This is a genomic window from Paracoccus denitrificans (assembly GCF_900100045.1).
Taxonomy (GTDB): domain Bacteria; phylum Pseudomonadota; class Alphaproteobacteria; order Rhodobacterales; family Rhodobacteraceae; genus Paracoccus; species Paracoccus denitrificans.
In genome coordinates this window covers 24,383-40,263 of record NZ_FNEA01000011.1, presented here as the reverse complement: position 1 = coordinate 40,263, position 15,881 = coordinate 24,383, and the positions used below count along the sequence as shown (strand labels likewise).

At 68.8% G+C, this 15,881-nt stretch carries 16 protein-coding genes and 1 tRNA gene; 4 read left to right on the top strand and 13 right to left on the bottom strand.

The features are described from left to right. Positions 1 to 60 precede the first annotated feature (60 nt). Both BLT64_RS11195 and mnmH read left to right on the top strand, forming a co-directional pair. The gene (locus BLT64_RS11195) at positions 61 to 639 is read left to right on the top strand and encodes a L,D-transpeptidase (protein WP_011746867.1); all 579 of its coding nucleotides are present in this window, start codon (positions 61 to 63) and stop codon (positions 637 to 639) included. Further along, positions 640 to 1,737, top strand: a complete 1,098-nt coding sequence (mnmH, locus tag BLT64_RS11190; protein ID WP_011746868.1) for a tRNA 2-selenouridine(34) synthase MnmH — start codon at positions 640 to 642, stop codon at positions 1,735 to 1,737. Positions 1,738 to 1,755: 18 nt separating this feature from the next. On the opposite strand, the gene BLT64_RS11185 is transcribed toward mnmH, so the two are convergent. The 9 genes from BLT64_RS11185 to BLT64_RS11145 all read right to left on the bottom strand — a co-directional run bounded on the left by BLT64_RS11185 (position 1,756) and on the right by BLT64_RS11145 (position 9,574). Beyond that, the gene (locus tag BLT64_RS11185) at positions 1,756 to 2,559 is read right to left on the bottom strand and encodes a purine-nucleoside phosphorylase (protein ID WP_011746869.1); all 804 of its coding nucleotides are present in this window, start codon (positions 2,557 to 2,559) and stop codon (positions 1,756 to 1,758) included. Then, complete coding sequence (locus BLT64_RS11180) at positions 2,543 to 3,508, bottom strand: ABC transporter permease (RefSeq protein ID WP_011746870.1); 966 nt, start codon at positions 3,506 to 3,508, stop codon at positions 2,543 to 2,545. The genes BLT64_RS11185 and BLT64_RS11180 overlap by 17 nt, the downstream gene beginning before the upstream one ends. Further along, complete coding sequence (locus BLT64_RS11175) at positions 3,508 to 4,602, bottom strand: ABC transporter permease (protein ID WP_041530076.1); 1,095 nt, start codon at positions 4,600 to 4,602, stop codon at positions 3,508 to 3,510. The genes BLT64_RS11180 and BLT64_RS11175 overlap by 1 nt, the downstream gene beginning before the upstream one ends. 61 nt (positions 4,603 to 4,663) lie before the next feature. After that, positions 4,664 to 6,289 carry an ABC transporter ATP-binding protein gene (locus tag BLT64_RS11170; RefSeq protein ID WP_011746872.1) on the bottom strand — a complete coding sequence of 542 codons (1,626 nt, stop codon included), beginning with the start codon at positions 6,287 to 6,289 and terminating at the stop codon, positions 4,664 to 4,666. Then, the gene (locus BLT64_RS11165; RefSeq protein ID WP_011746873.1) at positions 6,289 to 7,275 is read right to left on the bottom strand and encodes a BMP family lipoprotein; all 987 of its coding nucleotides are present in this window, start codon (positions 7,273 to 7,275) and stop codon (positions 6,289 to 6,291) included. The genes BLT64_RS11170 and BLT64_RS11165 overlap by 1 nt, the downstream gene beginning before the upstream one ends. A gap of 91 nt (positions 7,276 to 7,366) precedes the next feature. After that, positions 7,367 to 7,768, bottom strand: coding sequence for a GNAT family N-acetyltransferase (locus BLT64_RS11160; protein ID WP_011746874.1), 402 nt, complete (start codon positions 7,766 to 7,768; stop codon positions 7,367 to 7,369). After that, the gene (tsaB, locus tag BLT64_RS11155) at positions 7,765 to 8,358 is read right to left on the bottom strand and encodes a tRNA (adenosine(37)-N6)-threonylcarbamoyltransferase complex dimerization subunit type 1 TsaB (RefSeq protein ID WP_011746875.1); all 594 of its coding nucleotides are present in this window, start codon (positions 8,356 to 8,358) and stop codon (positions 7,765 to 7,767) included. Before tsaB ends, BLT64_RS11160 begins: the two co-directional genes overlap by 4 nt. Further along, positions 8,351 to 8,905 (bottom strand): NifU family protein, encoded by a 555-nt coding sequence (locus BLT64_RS11150; RefSeq protein WP_011746876.1) that lies wholly within the window; start codon positions 8,903 to 8,905, stop codon positions 8,351 to 8,353. The genes tsaB and BLT64_RS11150 overlap by 8 nt, the downstream gene beginning before the upstream one ends. A gap of 213 nt (positions 8,906 to 9,118) precedes the next feature. Then, positions 9,119 to 9,574: a universal stress protein gene (locus BLT64_RS11145; protein ID WP_011746877.1), complete on the bottom strand. Its 456-nt coding sequence runs from the start codon at positions 9,572 to 9,574 to the stop codon at positions 9,119 to 9,121. A 156-nt stretch (positions 9,575 to 9,730) separates the two neighbouring features. Between BLT64_RS11145 and BLT64_RS11140 the strand changes: the two genes are divergently transcribed. Next, entirely contained in the window at positions 9,731 to 10,480 is a 750-nt protein-coding gene (locus BLT64_RS11140; protein ID WP_011746878.1) for a sugar transferase, read from the top strand. Positions 10,481 to 10,677: 197 nt separating this feature from the next. On the opposite strand, the gene truA is transcribed toward BLT64_RS11140, so the two are convergent. From truA to BLT64_RS11125, 3 genes are all read right to left on the bottom strand, one after another. Beyond that, positions 10,678 to 11,463: a tRNA pseudouridine(38-40) synthase TruA gene (gene truA / locus BLT64_RS11135; RefSeq protein ID WP_011746879.1), complete on the bottom strand. Its 786-nt coding sequence runs from the start codon at positions 11,461 to 11,463 to the stop codon at positions 10,678 to 10,680. Positions 11,464 to 11,466: 3 nt separating this feature from the next. Beyond that, complete coding sequence (locus tag BLT64_RS11130) at positions 11,467 to 12,441, bottom strand: 5-bromo-4-chloroindolyl phosphate hydrolysis family protein (protein ID WP_011746880.1); 975 nt, start codon at positions 12,439 to 12,441, stop codon at positions 11,467 to 11,469. A 310-nt stretch (positions 12,442 to 12,751) separates the two neighbouring features. Continuing rightward, positions 12,752 to 12,825 (bottom strand) — tRNA-Gly (locus tag BLT64_RS11125). A gap of 86 nt (positions 12,826 to 12,911) precedes the next feature. On the opposite strand from BLT64_RS11125, the gene BLT64_RS11120 reads away from it, so the two are divergent. Beyond that, positions 12,912 to 14,360 (top strand): TrkH family potassium uptake protein, encoded by a 1,449-nt coding sequence (locus BLT64_RS11120; protein WP_011746881.1) that lies wholly within the window; start codon positions 12,912 to 12,914, stop codon positions 14,358 to 14,360. Here BLT64_RS11120 and BLT64_RS11115 read toward each other — a convergent pair. Then, the gene (locus BLT64_RS11115; protein ID WP_081465018.1) at positions 14,357 to 15,799 is read right to left on the bottom strand and encodes a peptidoglycan-binding domain-containing protein; all 1,443 of its coding nucleotides are present in this window, start codon (positions 15,797 to 15,799) and stop codon (positions 14,357 to 14,359) included. The genes BLT64_RS11120 and BLT64_RS11115 overlap by 4 nt on opposite strands. Positions 15,800 to 15,881: the final 82 nt, after the last annotated feature.

Sequence of the window (15,881 nt, the reverse complement as noted above, 5' to 3'; positions counted from 1 at the left end):
TCCCGGGCGCCCAAGCGGTTAGGCGCATGATCAAGAAACGCAAGGATTCAGGACGGACAGATGAACCGCAGACAGATGCTGATGGCCGCCTTGCCGCTGGTGGCCGTGCCCTCGCTGGCCCTGGCACAGGCGCAGCCCGCGGCGCTGACCACGCAGGCCGAGCCCAAGCGCGACCCCTATGCCCCGACCGAAGTCTCGATCCGCAACGATTTCGAGGTCGGCAGCATCGTCGTGGTCTCGAAGGACTTCTTCCTTTACCACGTCGTCGCACCGGGCCGGGCGGTCCGCTACGGCGTCGCCGTCGGCAAGGCCGAACTGGTCTGGAAAGGCCGCGCCACCGTCGGGCGCAAGACCGAATGGCCCAGCTGGACCCCCACGCCGGCGATGATCAAGCGCAATCCCGGGCAATATGCCCGCTGGGCGGACGGCATGCCGGGCGGCCCGACCAACCCGCTGGGTGCGCGGGCGCTGTATCTTTACGACGCCAAGGGCAACGACACCTCGATCCGCATCCACGGCACGACCGAGCCGAACTCGATCGGCCGCGCCGTCTCGAACGGCTGCATCCGCATGCGCAACGAGGCGGTGATGGACCTGTTCGAGCAGGTGCCGATCGGCACGCCGGTTTATGTCTACTAAGTGGACATCCGCCTGAAATCGCTGTCGGATCCGGCGCTGTCCGGGTTCGACACCATCATCGACACGCGCTCGCCCCTCGAATTCGCCGAGGATCATTTGCCGGGCGCGATCAATCTGCCGGTGCTCTCGGACGAGGAGCGCGTGCAGGTCGGCACGATCTACAAGCAGGTCTCTCCCTTCGATGCCCGCAAGCTGGGCGGCGCCATGGTCGCCGCCAATGCCGCGCGCCATATCGCCGGGCCGCTGGCCGGTTTCGGCGGAGGCTGGCGGCCGCTGGTCTATTGCTGGCGCGGCGGGCAGCGCTCGGGCGCCTTTGCCACCATCCTCCAGCAGATCGGCTGGCGGGTCGGGCGCATCGAGGGCGGCTACAAGGCATGGCGGGCGCTGGTGGTCGAGCGCGTCACTGCAGCCGTCGCTGCCCCGGTGGTGGTGCTGGACGGCAATACCGGCAGCGCCAAGACCGAGATCCTGCACCGCCTCGCCGCCCGGGGCCATCAGGTCATCGACCTTGAGGGGTTTGCGAACCACCGCGGCAGCCTGTTCGGTGCCATGCCGGGCGGCCAGCCCAGCCAGAAGCTGTTCGAATGCCGCCTTGCCATGGCGCTTGAGGCGCTGGACCCCGGCCGGCCGCTGCTGGTCGAGGCGGAAAGCTCGCGCATCGGCGACCTGAACCTGCCGCGCGGCATCTGGCAGGCGATCGTCGCCGCGCCGCGCCTCCGCCTTGCCGTCCCGGTCGAGGCCCGCGCCGCCTATACCGCCCGCGCCTATGCCGATACCTGCGCCGATCCCCAGGCAGTGGCGCGGATCGTGAACCTGCTGCGCCCGCTGCACCCGGCCGACCGGATCGAAGCCTGGCTGCGCATGATCGCTGCCGCCGACTGGAGCGGGCTGGCCGAAGGGCTGATGCGCGACCATTACGACCCGCGCTATGAAAGGCACCGCGCGCGCCATGACGACGGTCGCGGCCCGGTGGTGGCGCTGGACGGCCTGGACGACCTGGATGCCGCAGCGGCGCGGGTCGAGGCGGCGCTGGCGGGCCTGACCTTGCCAAGGCCGGCGCCGGCGGCAAGCCCGGTCGCCTCCGGCGGGAGTATTTGAAGAACGGTGAAGCGGGGGTCAGGCGCCCTGGCCGAGAAAGCGGCGCAGGATGCGTTCCAGCTTGGCCGCGCCCAGCGGCGCCATGGCCTTGGTATGCTCGTGGCTGATCGATTCGTCCGAAAGACCCGCGCCCATGTTGGTGATGACCGAGACGGCGGCGCAGCGAAGGCCCAGGAAGCGCGCCAGGATCACCTCGGGCACGGTGGACATGCCGACCGCATCGGCGCCCAGCACCCGGGCGGCGCGGATCTCGGCCGGGGTCTCGAAGGAAGGCCCCGAGAACCAGCAATAGACCCCCTCGGGCAGCGCGATCCCCTCTGCCTTGGCGGCGGCCTTCAGACCGGCGCGGATCGCCGGATCATGCGCATCGGTCATCGGCACGAAGCGCGCCTCGCTGGCTTCGCCGATCAGCGGGTTGGTGCCGGCAAAGGCGATGTGATCCGAAAGCAGCATCAGCGATCCCGGCGGCATGTCGGCCCGCAGGCTGCCTGCCGCATTGGTCAGGATCAGCCGGTCGCAACCCAGCGCCTTCAGCACCTCCAGCGGCAGTCGCATGACATCGGCGCGGCCGGATTCGTAGTAATGCGCCCGCCCGCCCAGGACCGCGACGCGGCGCCCGTCCAACCGTCCCACGACCAGTTGCGGCACATGGCCCGACACCCCGGCATGCGGAAAGCCCGGCAGGTCGGAATAGGGGATCGCGACGCCCTCGACCGCGGCCGCCAGATGCCCAAGCCCCGAGCCGAGGATCAGCCCGTATTCCGGCGGCTCGTCCCCGGCGCGGTCGCGGATCAGCCGCGCAAGCTCAGCGTTCCTTGACATAGGGCTCTCCTCCCGCGCGCGGCGGAATGGCACGGCCGACAAAGCCGGCCAGGATGATGACGGTCAGGATATAGGGCAGGGCGTTCATGAACATCGAGGGCACGGTGATGATCCCCAGGTCGAGGTTCGGAAAGCGGTTCGCCACCGCCTCCATCAGCCCGAACAGGAAGGTGGCGAAAAGCGCGCTCCAAGGCCGCCACTTGGCGAAGATCAGCGCCGCCAGCGCGATGAAGCCGCGCCCGGCGGTCATCTCCTTGACGAAGCCGGCCGAGATGCCGGTGGCCAGATAGGCCCCGGCGATGCCGCACAGCACGCCGCAGATCATCACGGCGCCATAGCGCAGCCGGGTGACCGACACGCCGGCGGTGTCGACCGAGGCCGGGTTCTCGCCCACCGCGCGCAGCCGCAATCCGAAGCGGGTGCGGTAGAGCACCCACCAGGTCAGCGGCACCATGGCGAAGGCCACATAGACCAGGATCGTGTGGCCCGAGATCAGCTCGGCATAGATCGGGCCGATCACCGGCACCGGGCGCAGGGTGTCGGCAAAGGGCAGGGTGATCTCGCCGAACCGCGCCGCGCCCGAGAGCGACGGCGTGCGACCGCCCAGCCCGAAGATCTTCTGCCCCAGAAGCACCGTCAGCCCCGACGCGAGAAAGTTGATCGCCACGCCCGAGATCAGCTGGTTGCCCCGGAAGCTGATCGAGGCGAGGCCATGCAGCCCGGCCATCGCCACGGCGCCTCCGATGCCCGCCAGCAGCCCCAGCCAGGCGTTGCCGGTGGCATAGGCGACCGAGGCCGAGGTAAAGGCCGCCATCAGCATCTTGCCCTCCAGCCCGATGTCGAAGACGCCGGCCCGTTCCGAATAAAGCCCGGCCAGGCAGGCCAGCAGCAGGGGGGTCATCAGCCGCACGGCCGAATCGAGGATCTGGATCACGGTCGCGAAATCCATCATGCCCCCTTCCGGCGCAGCGCCGTGAACAGCCGCTCCAGTGGCATGCGCACCATGTTGTCCAGCGCCCCGGTGAACAGGATCACCAGCGCCTGGATGACCACGATCAGCTCGCGCGGGATCGAGGTCCACAGCGCCAGTTCGCCCCCGCCCTGATAGAGGAAGCCGAACAGAAGCGCCGCCAGCAGGACGCCAAGCGGATGGTTGCGCCCCATCAGCGCCACGGCGATGCCGATGAAGCCGGCGCCCTCGACGGCGTTCAGCATCAGCCGCTCGGCCTCGCCCATGACGTTGTTGATCGCCATCAGCCCGGCCAGTGCGCCCGAGATCAGCATGGCCAGGACCGTGATCCGCACCGGCGAGATCCCGGCGTAAAGCGCCGCCGGCTCGGACTTGCCGAAGGCGCGGATCTCATAGCCCAGCCGGGTGTGCCAGATCAGCAGCCAGACCAGCACGCAGGCGGCGACGGCGACGAAGAAGGTGACGTTGGCGGGCGTGTTCCGGCCCCATTCGATGCCAAGCCCCAGCGCCATGTCCGAAAGCTTGGGCAGATGGACCGCTGCCGGGAACCGGGCCGAGGCCGGGTCCATGCTGCCCACCGGCCGCAGCAGGTTGACCAGGACGTAATTCAGCAGCGCCGCGGCGATGAAGTTGAACATGATGGTGGTAATGACGATATGGCTGCCGCGCCGGGCCTGCAACCAGGCCGGAACCAGCGCCCAAAGCGCGCCGAACAGCGCAGCCCCCATGGCCGCCGCCGGCAGCGCCAGGGCCCAATGGGGCCAGGGCAGGGCCAGCACCACCAGCGCGACGCCAAGCCCGCCCAGGGCCGCCTGTCCCTCGCCGCCGATGTTGAACAGCCCCGCATGATAGGCGACCATCACCGCCAGGCCGGTAAAGACGAAATTCGTGGTGTAATACAGGGTGAAGCCCCAGCCATAGCTGGATCCCAGCGCACCCTGGACCATCACCTTCAGCGCCTCGACCGGGCTTTCCCCGATGGCCAGGATCACCAGCGCCGAGATGCCGAAGGCCAGCGCCAGCGAGATCAGCGGCGTCAGGATCACATCCGCCCATTTCGGCATTCGCTCCATCAGCCCGCCTTTCTCGGTTTTCTCCGTTTTCCAAATACTCCCGCCGGAGGCATGCGACGGCTCATCCCGCACCGCCGCCGGCATCCGTCCCCGGCGCGGCCGCCGGCGGGATCGCCGCCTCGGGCGGCGTCAGGGCGGGATCGACCCCGGCCATCAGGCAGCCCAGATCGCCGGTCGTCGCCTCGTCGGCCAGGCGTTCGCCCATGATGCGGCCGTCGAACATGACGGCGATGCGATCCGACAGCGCCATGATCTCGTCGAGCTCGACCGAGACCAGCAGCACGGCCTTGCCCGCATCGCGCAACGCGACGATGCGCTTGTGGATGAACTCGATGGCGCCGATATCCACCCCGCGCGTCGGCTGGCCGATCAGCAGCAGGTCGGGATTGCGCTCGACCTCGCGCGCCACCACGATCTTCTGCTGGTTGCCGCCCGAGAAATTCCTGGCGGCAAGGTCCGGGTTCGGCGGGCGGATGTCGAAATGCTGGATCTTGCCCATCGCATCGGCGCGGATGGCGGCATTGTCCATCAGCATGCCGTTCTGGAACTCCGGCGCGTGGTGATAGCCGAAGGCGACGTTCTCCCAGGCGGTGAAATCCATGATCAGCCCCTCGGCCTGCCGGTCCTCGGGGACATGGCCGACGCCGGCCTGGCGGCGGGCGCGACCGTCGGCCCCGGCGCCGCCCAGCGGCAGCGGCTTGCCGTTGAGCCGGATCTCGCCCTGAAGCTTCGCCCCTGCCTCGGGAAAGCCGCCCAGAACCTCCAGCAGCTGCGTCTGCCCGTTCCCGGCCACCCCGGCGATGCCCAGGATCTCGCCCGCCCGGATCTCCAGGTCGATGCCGCGCAGCCGCTCGACGCCGTCGGCATCGACCATCCGCAATCCCCGCACCTCCAGCACCGGCGCGCCGGGGCGGGCGGGCGGCTTTTCCACCCGCAACAGCACCTTGCGGCCCACCATCAGCTCGGCCAGTTGCGCGGGGCCGGTCTCGGCGGTCTTGACCGAGGCCACCATCTCGCCCCGCCGCATGACCGAGACATTGTCGGTGATCTCCATGATCTCGCGCAGCTTGTGGGTGATCAGGATGATGGTCTTGCCCTCGTCGCGGAGCCCGCGCAGGATTCGGAACAGGTGATCGGCCTCGGCCGGGGTCAGCACGCCGGTCGGCTCGTCAAGGATCAGGATGTCGGCCTGGCGATACAGCGCCTTCAGGATCTCGACCCGCTGCTGGTGGCCGACCGACAGTTCCTCGACCAGCGCGTCGGGATCGACCTGCAGCCCGTATTCGCTGGCCAGCCGCTTCAACGCGCCGCGCGCGCGGGACAGCGAAGGGCGCAAGAGCCCGCCGTCCTCGGCGCCCAGGATCACGTTTTCCAGCACGGTGAAGTTCTGCACCAGCTTGAAATGCTGGAACACCATGCCGATGCCGGCACGGATCGCGGCCTGGCTGTCGGCGATGGCGATGGGCTTGCCGCCGATCAGGATCTCTCCGGCATCGGGGCGATAGAAACCGTAGAGGATCGACATCAGCGTCGATTTCCCCGCGCCGTTCTCGCCGATGATGCCGTGGATCGTGCCGCGCGGCACGACCAGGTCGATGTCTTTGTTGGCCTGCACCGGCCCGAAAGCCTTGGAGATCCCGCGCAATTCGATCGCCGGGGCCCCGTGCAGCGCGCCGGCCGCCGGCATTACTGCACCGGGCAGGTGTTGTCGGTCATGTAGTCGTGCACCTTGATCTCGCCCGCGTCGATGGCCTTGGCGGCGGTGTCGATGGCGGCGGCGATCTCGTCCGAGATCAGCGGCTTGTTGTTGTCGTCCATGGCCAGCGACACCCCGCCCGAGGCCAGGTCCATGACCCGGACGCCCGGCTCGACCTCGGTCCCGGCCTTGAAGGCCTCATAGACGGAATTGTCCACGCCCTTGACCATCGAGGTCAGCACCATGCCCGGATGCAGGTGGTTCTGGTTGCTGTCCACGCCGATCGACAGCACGCCGGCATCCGCCGCCGCCTGCAGGACGCCGATGCCGGTGCCGCCCGCCGCGGCGTAGACCACGTCCGCCCCCTGCGAGACCTGCGCCTTGAGCAGCTCGCCCCCCTTCACCGGGTCGTTCCAGGCGGCCGGCGTGGTGCCGGTATAGTTGATGATGAGCTTGCCGTCCGGGTTGGCGGCCTTGAAGCCCTGGGCATAGCCGCATTCGAACTTGTGGATCAGCGGGATGTCCATGCCGCCGATGAAGCCCACGGTGCCGGATTTCGAGGCCTTGGCGGCCGCCACGCCGGCCAGATACGAGCCCTGCTCCTCGGTGAAGACGACGGATTGCACGTTCGGCTGTTCGACCACCATGTCGATGATCACGAATTTCGTATCGGGATAGTCCGGCGCGATCTTGTTCAGCACCTCGCCGAAGGCAAAGCCGGTCATCACGATGGGATTGGCGCCCGACTGCGCCAGCCGGCGCAGGGCCTGTTCGCGCTGCGCCTCGGACTGCATCTCCAGTTCCTTGTAGGTGCCGCCGGTCTCGGCCTTCCAGCGCTCGGCGCCGTTATAGGCCGCCTCGTTGAAGGATTTGTCGAACTTGCCGCCCAGGTCGAAGATCAGCGCCGGATCGGCCAGGGCTGCGACGGGCAGCAAGGTCAGGCAGGCGCCGGCGAGCAGGGATTTCATCAGGGACATGTCGGACCTCAAGACGGTTTGCGGGCGAGTCAGCCCGGGATGTTGGGATTAGGACGCATGGGCCGGAATCCGTCAACAACCTTGTCTTGGGTCAGAGCGTGCGCCGCATCAGCACCGCATCCACGCCGGGCGCGTAGTAATTCCGTCGTTTTCCAATGATTTCCCAGTCTGCGCGGGCATAAAGCGCCATGGCGGCCGCATTGTCCGAGGCGACTTCCAGAAAGGCCTCGCGCGCGCCCCGCGCCCGTGACGTGGCGGCGAATTCGGCAAGCAGCGCCGAGGCCAGCCCCTGCCGCCGCGCCTCGGGTGCGACGGCCAGCGTCAGCAACTCGGCCTCGTCCGCGATGACGCGGCCCAGCAGGAAGCCCTGCGGCCGGGTCAGCAGGAAATTCGGCGGGCCGGCCAGCAGCGCCTCGAACTCCGCTGCCGACCAGGGCCGGGGATGCGTGGCAAAGCAGCGGTCGTGCAGTGCCGCCAGATCGTCGGGGGTCATGACAGGATCAACGGGCCGCGGTCGCGCGCCGGCGCGGCGTCGGCCGGGCGCAGGTAGATCGGCGCCGGACGCGGCAGGTCTGGCTGGTCGCGACGCGCGGCGGCGAAGCGGGCAATGGCCTCGGCCAAGGGCATTGCCGGCGGCAGGGGCGCCGGGCCGGGCGGCAGGTCATGCGAAGCGCATTGCTGCGGGCCGGTGGCCTGCCCGGTGCCGAAATCCTGCCAGATCACCTCTCCCGTGCGCGAGGGCACCGCGACGCGGCAGGGGCGGGGCAGGCCATGCGCGGCGGCCTCGGTCACGCTGACGCCGATGGCAGGGATGCCCAGCGACAGCGACAGCCCCCGCGCCGCCGCGACCGAGATGCGGATGCCGGTGAAATTGCCGGGCCCGATGCCGCAACCGATGACGGAGAGGTCGCGCCAGCCGATCCCCGCCGCGGCCAGCACCTCGTCAAGCAGCGGAAACAGCCGCTCTGCCTGGCCGCGGGCCATCTCTTCGTGGCGATGGAACAGGACGCGGTCGCCTTGCAGCAAAGCGGCCGCGCAATGCGCGGCCGATGTGTCGAAGCCCAGCGAGAGCGCGTCAGCCAACGGGCCGCACCTCGGTCACCTCGGGGATGTAATGGCGCAACAGGTTCTCGATGCCCATCTTCAGCGTCAGCGTGGACGAGGGGCAGCCGGCGCAGGCGCCTTGCATGTGCAGATAGACCACGCCGCGATCGAAACCGTGAAAGGTGATGTCGCCGCCGTCCTGCGCCACGGCCGGGCGCACGCGGGTATCCAGCAGCTCCTTGATCTGGTTGACGATTTCCGCGTCCGGCCCGTCCTGGTCGTTATGGCCACTGGCGGTCGCGCCCTCGATGGCCGGGGCGCCGGACTGGTAATGCTCCATGATCGCGCCCAGGACCGAGGGCTTCAGGTGGTCCCAGACCGCATCCTCGGCCTTGGTCACGGTCACGAAATCCGAACCGAGGAACACCCCGGTCACGCCCGGCACGGCAAAGATGCGGCGCGCGAGCGGGCTGGCGGCCGCGGTGTCGGGTGCGGGGAAATCGGCGGTGCCGCTGCCCAGGACGGTTTCGCCCGGCAGGAATTTCAGCGTCGCGGGGTTCGGGGTGGTCTCGGTCTGGATGAACATGGCGCGGGCTCCTTTGTCCGGGGATATGGGGATCGAAGGGTAGTCAAGTCAAGTCGGACCGACATGCCGCCTGGGCGGGCAAGCCTTGCGACTGCGGCGAAATTTGCCGGCACGGGCGCCGGCGACCCGTTTGCGCCATCCTGGGCGGCGCGGCCGAAGCGATGCGGCGGCCGCGGGCAGGGCCAGCGACCATTCGCCGCAGCGTCCGGCCCGTCAGGTGATCTGTTCCAGCCGCTCGCGCGAGATGTCGCCGGGCACGATGGTGACCGGGCAGGGCAGGCTGGCCACCTCGCGCGTCAGCCGGGTGACCAGCGGCCCTGGCCCCGCGCTTTCGGTCGAGGCCGCCAGCACCACCACGCCGATCTCGGGGTCGTCGTGGATCTGGGCCAGAAGCTCGGCCCCCGGCTCGCCCTCGCGCACCACCAGCTCGGGCTCGATGCCGGGGCGGTCGCGCATCCATTTGGCAAAGACCTCGTAATGCGCCTCGATCCGCTCATAGGCTTCGGCGCGCATGACGTCGGCGACGCCCATGCCGTGCTGGATGGCGTTGGCCGGAATCACCGCCAGCACCTGCACCCCGCCGCCGGTCTTGGCCGCGCGCAGCGCAGCATAGCGGATAGCGTTCAGGCATTCGCGTGAATCGTCCAGAACCACCAGAAATTTCCGCATGAATCCCGCCCCGGTTGTCCAAGAATGAGCAAAGACTGGCCGAAAGGACACGCTTGCGCAAGTCTGGCGCAGTTTGACCCTTGAAGCCATTCAAGAATCGAGAGTGCTATGCTAGGCGGGAAAGGTTAGCCATAGCGCCAAACGCGGGACGGAAATGTGACGATTCACCAAGATTGGGAAAAGGCCGATATCGCACGGTTCGCCACATTGCCCCAGCCCGAGATGTCGTGGTTCAAGGGCGAGGTGCATGCGACCCGTGTGGCGACCATGCCCCTGTCGAAGCGGTTGTTCGACATCGTCCTGGCGTTGGTCCTGCTGGTGCCGCTGTCCATCGTCATGGCGGTCTTTGCCCTGATCCTGCTGATCGTGCAGGGACGGCCGATCTTTTACGCCGCGCCGCGCATGGTCGCGCCGGGGCGGACCTTCACCCATCTCAAGTTCCGCACCATGCTGCGGCAAGAGGGCGATTTCGGCGTCACCGGCGCGCACAAGGCATGGCGCATCACGCCGCTGGGCCATTTCATGCGCCGCACGCGCATCGACGAATTGCCGCAGCTGTTCAACATCCTCAAGGGCGACATGAGCTTCGTCGGCCCGCGCCCGACCATCCGCGAATATGTCGAACGCTATCCCACCGTCTATGGCCAGGTGCTGAAAAGCCGTCCCGGCGTCACCGGCCTTGCGACGCTGATCTATCATCGCCACGAGGACCGCATCCTGCGCCGCTGCAAGAGCGCCGAGGCGACCGAGGCCGCCTATGCCGGGCGCTGCCTGCCGACCAAGCTGAAGATCGACCTGATCTATCAGAGGAACCGGACGCTGGCGCTGGATCTGTGGATCATCTGGCGCACCGTCCTGACGGTGCTTTACAAGGACGAGCGGCCCCGCCGGCGCGGCCGCAAGTAGGACCGGCTGTTTTCCGCATCCCATTTCACCCGCCGCCCGCGTTCCGGCGGCAGGCCGCTGCTTGGTCCATAGGCTTGCCAGTGCAGTCGGCACGGAAACGGGAACGCGCAAGACGTAGGGCGTAAGGCGCCGGCGACGATAGCGCCATCCCGTCGGCTATCTGCCAGGCCATGCCTGCGCCGCGCGCGGGTGCCGGATCAGCGGCTGTCGGAGAAGGGCGGGGTCTCGTAGCCCACGCCGGTCAGGTAAAGCCCCTGCGGCGGGCAGACCGGCCCGCAGGCGGCGCGGTCGCATGCGGCCAGCGCCTCGGCCACGCGCCCGGGCGGCCAGGCGCCGGCGCCGACCCGCTCCAGCGTGCCGACGATCGAGCGCACCTGATTGTGCAGGAAGGACCGCGCCCGCAGGAAAAAGCGGTATTCGCGGCCCTGCGGGATCTCGGCCTCGTCGATGGTCAACTCGTCCAGCGTCTTTACCGGGCTGTTCGCCTGGCACATGGTCGAGCGGAAGGTGGTGAAATCGTGCCGGCCCAGCAGATGCGCCGCGCCTGCGCGCATGGCCGCTAGGTCCAGCCGATGCGGCACCTGCCAGGCGCGGCCGCGATCATGGGTCAGCGGCGCACGGCGGGCGACCAGCCGGAACAGATAGCGCCGCTCATGCGCCGAGAAGCGGGCGTGGAAATCGTCCGCCACCCGCGCCGCGGCCAGGATGGCGACGGGGGCGGGCTTGAGATGCCAGTTCAGCGCCTCGGACAGCCGGAACGGATCCCAGTCGCGCGCCAGATCGGCATGGGCGACCTGGCCGGTGGCATGCACGCCGGCGTCGGTGCGCCCGGCTGCCGCGATCCGCGCGCCGGCAGCGAAGCCGGGGTCGAGCCGGCCGAGCGCCGCCTCGATGGTGCTTTGCACGCTGGGCCGCTCGGCCTGGGCCTGCCAGCCGGCAAAGGGGCTGCCGTCATATTCGATCAACAAGGCGAAACGGGGCATGGTCTAGCGGCGCGGCTTTTCGGATTCGCGCGGGATCAGCAGGTCGTCGAGGGTCATCGGGCGCTGCAATTCGGCGGGCTCGGAGGGCGTGGGTTGAGGTCGCACCCCCTCGCGCGCCAGCCGGTCGCGCAGCACGCTGATCTCGATGTCCAGATCCGAGCGGCCGCCCTCCAGCAGCTTGGCGCGACGGGCGGCGAATTCGCCTTCCAGGTCGTTCAGCAGCGTCTCGTAATCCTGGCGGGCGCGCGGGTCGCGGGTCTGGGCATAGAGATCGGCGAACTTGACCGTCGCATCGCGCGCGCCCTGCAGATAGACGCTGAGATAGCGGCGCAGGGCGGCAATATTGTCGGGATTGTCCTCGACATGGGCGAAAAGTTCGCGCGCGGCGGCAGCGAACATGCCCACGCGGGCCTCGAGCCGGCGGTCGCCGGTGCGCAGGATGGCGTCCTGCATGGCCTTCAGATGCGCCTCGCCCTCGGCGACGATGCGCTGGGCGCGGTCCTGACGGACGCCGTCGATGCCCTCCATGCCCTTGTCGCGCATCGGGTCGCTGCCGAAGGCCAGCCAGTGCAGCATGGCGCCGGCGACGCCGATCACCCCGGCACCGGCCTCGGCGCCCGGGACATAGGAGCCGATGGCAAGGCCGAGCCCGGTCAGGATGCCGCCGAACAGCTTGCGCGGGATCGCCGGGCGACGCGCGATGCGGCGGGCGTCATAGGCGGCTTCGGCCTGCAATCCCTCGCGCGTCATCCACATGCCCGAGGCGATGCTGCCGAAGGCGATCAGATGCAGGGCAAGTCCGGCCGGATCCTGCCAGAAGGCGCTGATGAGGAAGGGGATCGCCATGATGGTGACCCAGCGGGTGCGCGATTCCAGCGGATGCCGGATCTCGCCCGGTGCGGGACGCGCGGGCGGGCGCGGGTCGGTTCCGTCCAACCGGGGCTGGGGCGAGAAACGGCCGCCGAAACGCTTTGCCATCGCCGCCCCCTTCAGCCCGCGCCCAGGAAGGAGGCATAGAGCGTCAGGCCCATCAGCAGAAAGAAGGACAGGCGCTGCATCGCTTTCTGGGACATGGGCTTCCTTTCGGCGCGTCGGGCGGTTGGTCGGGCGGCTTGCCCGCAGGATATAGGGCCTGGCGGGCGGGAACGGAAGGGCGCGGCGGCAGGGGGCTCTGCCCCCCGCGCCTCATGCGCCCCTGGGCGGGGCGCCCGAGACGCTCCCCCCGGGGTATTTGGTAAACGGAAAAAGCCGGTTTCGGGCGGGCGGGTGCGGCGTGCAGGGGAAAGGATGGAGCGGGTGATGGGAATCGAACCCACGTATTCAGCTTGGAAGGCTGCTGCTCTACCATTGAGCTACACCCGCGTTGCGCCTTTCTATAGGGGTTGGCGCGGGCTCGCGCAAGCGTCGCGCGCTTGACGCTTGCAGGGCGGCGGGGCAAGCAAGGCGGCATGATCGATATCCGTCCCGTGGCCAATATCGTCGGCAAGGTCGTCGTCACGCTGGGGGCGGCGATGGCGCTGCCCATGCTGGTCGACTGGTGGCACGGCGATCCGCATTGGCTGATCTTCCTGGAATGCGGGATCCTGACCACGCTGGCCGGCGGGCTGGTGGCGCTGTCCACCCGGCAGGTGGACAAGTCGCTGACCATCCAGCAGGTCTTTCTGCTGACTGCGATGCTGTGGCTGGTGGTGCCGGTGGCGGGTGCGCTGCCGTTCATGCTGGGCGCACCGCATGTCGGCTTTACCGATGCCTATTTCGAGGCCATGTCGGGCGTCACCACCACCGGCACCACGGCATTCCCCGATCTGGACAACCTGCCCAAGGGCACGAATCTGTGGCGGGCCTTCCTGAACTGGGCGGGCGGCCTGGGGATCATCGTCGTCGCCATGATCTTCCTGCCGGCGATGAAGGTCGGGGGCATGCAGTTCTTTCGCTCGGAAGGCTTCGATACCCTGGGCAAGATCCTGCCCCGCGCCTTCGACATCGCGCGCGAGATGACCGGGGTCTATATCGCCATGACTGCAAGCTGCATGGTGGTCTATATCCTGCTGGGCATGAAGGGCTTCGACGCGCTGGTGCTGGCGCTGTCCACCTGCTCGACCGGCGGATTCTCCAATTACGACGCCAGTTTCGCGCCCTTCATCGGGCCGGCGGAATATGCCGCCGCCTTCTTCATGATCCTGGCCTCGATCCCCTTCATCCGCATGGTGCAGCTGATCCGCGGCTCGGCCGAGCCGATCTGGCGCGACATCCAGGTCCGGGCCTATCTGCGCTGGACCTTCTACGCCATCGCGGTGGTGGTGCTCTACCGGCTCTTGTGGCTTGAGGCGAAGAACCCCCTCGACGTGATCCGCGAGACCACGTTCAACGTCGTCTCGACCTTTTCCGGCACGGGCTTCGCCTCGACCGACGTGACGCAATGGGGGCATTTCCCCTTCGTCATCCTGATCGTGGTCGGGCTGATCGGCGGCTGCACCGGCTCGACCTCGTGCTCGGTCAAGGTGTTCCGCTATCTGGTGCTGTTCCAGGCGGTCAAGGCGCAGCTCAGGCGCATGCAGTCGCCGCATCGGGTGTTTCCGCTGCTCTACGGCGGCCGCCCGCTGGAGGAGGACGTGGTCGATTCGGTCATGGCCTTCTTTACCCTGTTCATCCTCAGCTTCGGCCTGCTGATCGTCGGGCTGGCGCTGACCGGGCTGCATCCGCGCACGGCGCTGACCGCGGCCTGGACCGCGATCGCCAATGTCGGCGTGGTCTGGGGGCCGGAACTGACGCCCGAGGGTGCGGTGACGGATTTCCCCACCGCCTCGAAATGGCTGATGATCTGGGGGATGTATCTGGGCCGGCTGGAGCTGATCTCGGTGCTGGTGCTGTTCCTGCCGCGGTTCTGGCGCAGCTAGTCCTGGGCGACGGTCGGGGCGAGGGCCGGGGCGATGGCGGGCGCCTCGGGCTGCGCCTCGCCCGCGCCGGGGGCAAAGCGGGCCAGGTTGTCCGAGATCTCGGCCGCCAGCCGGTGCTGGCCCTCGGGGTCCGAGATCGGCCAGATCAGCACGAAGCCCTGCACGCGGCCATCGACCACCCGACCCTCGGCATGGCCGATATGGGTCTGGTTCCTGCCATCCAGCACGACGCTGCCGCGTTCCACCTTGCGCTCGGGCGCCGGTACCCAGCCAAGCGCGGTGACGAGGCCGGCGAGGTCCAGCATCTCCTGCTGGCCGCCGGGCTGCGAGAACAGGATCAGCGCCGCGCCCGAGCCGTCCTTGGGTCCATAGATCGACAGCGCGCGCTCGGCACGGTCGAATTGCAGCTTTTCCATCGGCGCGGGCAGGGCAAGGCCGGTATGGGCATCGCGCAACTCGGCCAGCCCCATCTCGGCCCGCCACGCCTCGCGCCGCCGGATCAGCTCGGCCATGGCGGTCGCGGTATCGGGCGAGGCGCGCAGGCGCACGATCTCCTCGGCAATGGCGGCGCGGGTCTTGGGGCCATCCTTGCCGTCGATGCCGCCGTCGTAATGGCCGGCCCAACGCAGTGCGCGCTGGATGTCCTCCAGCGGCGGCATGGGCACCGATGCGGCGTCCGGGGCAGGGGGTGCGCCCAGATCCGGCACCTTGCCGATGATCGCGATCTCTCCCATGTCCTCGCCCGGCGCAAGGAAGGCGTCCTTGGGCACCGCGCCGGCATCCTTGAACGCCTTGAGCCAGGCGGTGCCGGTCGCCTCGTCCATCGGGCCGAAGCCGATGGCCAGCCGGCCGTTCGGCAGGGTCCACAGCCCGGCTTCGGGCAGGGTTTCGCGCCATTTCGCCAGCATTTCCTCGGCCCGGGCGCGGTCCGTGGTGGATTCCAGGCGCAAGACGAACTGTGCCGGCGCGGGCTCGGCGGCGGTCTCGGGTTCGGCTGGTGCGTCCTCGCCAGCCAGGTCGCCGGCCGCCGGCTCGGCCTGCTCTTGGGCGGCGCCCTGCGGGAAGGTCGAGGCATTGCCGGCCGGCGTTTCCGCTGCCGCCGGGATGGTGGTGCCCGCGGCTGCGCCGATGCGCGTCAGTTCGCGCCCCTCGGCGGCGGACAGGAAGCTGTCGCCCGGCACCTTGCGTTCCTGCTTCAGCTGCTCCAGCCGGGGGACCGCCTCTTCGCGCGGCATCGGCCCCAGCGCGATGCCGACCCAGCCATCGGCCAGCGGGAAGGTCACGACATCGGGGAACTCGGTGCTCCAGCCCTCGGCGGTGGCGCGGGCGGCGTCGGTGCCGCGCTTGGCCTCGATGCGGATCACCACATCCTCGGCCTGCGCCGCCGTGGCAAGGGCCAGCGGCAGAGCCGCACCGATGACGAATGCAAAGCGCCGCATGGGCATGTCCCTCTCATTGACCCTGCGCCGCCCTCTGCCTAGAAGGCGGCAGACATTTCCTGCCAGTTATGCCGAAGGAAGC

What these genes read in the sequence shown, in the direction of transcription:
- BLT64_RS11175 (WP_041530076.1), bottom strand. Translation starts at nt 4,602, where the DNA reads ATGGAGCGAATGCCGAAATGGGCGGATGTGATCCTGACGCCGCTGATC.
- BLT64_RS11185 (WP_011746869.1), bottom strand. Translation starts at nt 2,559, where the DNA reads ATGTCAAGGAACGCTGAGCTTGCGCGGCTGATCCGCGACCGCGCCGGG.
- BLT64_RS11170 (WP_011746872.1), bottom strand. Translation starts at nt 6,289, where the DNA reads ATGCCGGCGGCCGGCGCGCTGCACGGGGCCCCGGCGATCGAATTGCGC.
- BLT64_RS11115 (WP_081465018.1), bottom strand. Translation starts at nt 15,799, where the DNA reads ATGCGGCGCTTTGCATTCGTCATCGGTGCGGCTCTGCCGCTGGCCCTT.
- BLT64_RS11195 (WP_011746867.1), top strand. Translation starts at nt 61, where the DNA reads ATGAACCGCAGACAGATGCTGATGGCCGCCTTGCCGCTGGTGGCCGTG.
- BLT64_RS11120 (WP_011746881.1), top strand. Translation starts at nt 12,912, where the DNA reads ATGATCGATATCCGTCCCGTGGCCAATATCGTCGGCAAGGTCGTCGTC.
- BLT64_RS11160 (WP_011746874.1), bottom strand. Translation starts at nt 7,768, where the DNA reads ATGACCCCCGACGATCTGGCGGCACTGCACGACCGCTGCTTTGCCACG.
- BLT64_RS11130 (WP_011746880.1), bottom strand. Translation starts at nt 12,441, where the DNA reads ATGGCAAAGCGTTTCGGCGGCCGTTTCTCGCCCCAGCCCCGGTTGGAC.
- BLT64_RS11145 (WP_011746877.1), bottom strand. Translation starts at nt 9,574, where the DNA reads ATGCGGAAATTTCTGGTGGTTCTGGACGATTCACGCGAATGCCTGAAC.
- BLT64_RS11150 (WP_011746876.1), bottom strand. Translation starts at nt 8,905, where the DNA reads ATGTTCATCCAGACCGAGACCACCCCGAACCCCGCGACGCTGAAATTC.
- truA (WP_011746879.1), bottom strand. Translation starts at nt 11,463, where the DNA reads ATGCCCCGTTTCGCCTTGTTGATCGAATATGACGGCAGCCCCTTTGCC.
- BLT64_RS11180 (WP_011746870.1), bottom strand. Translation starts at nt 3,508, where the DNA reads ATGGATTTCGCGACCGTGATCCAGATCCTCGATTCGGCCGTGCGGCTG.
- BLT64_RS11165 (WP_011746873.1), bottom strand. Translation starts at nt 7,275, where the DNA reads ATGTCCCTGATGAAATCCCTGCTCGCCGGCGCCTGCCTGACCTTGCTG.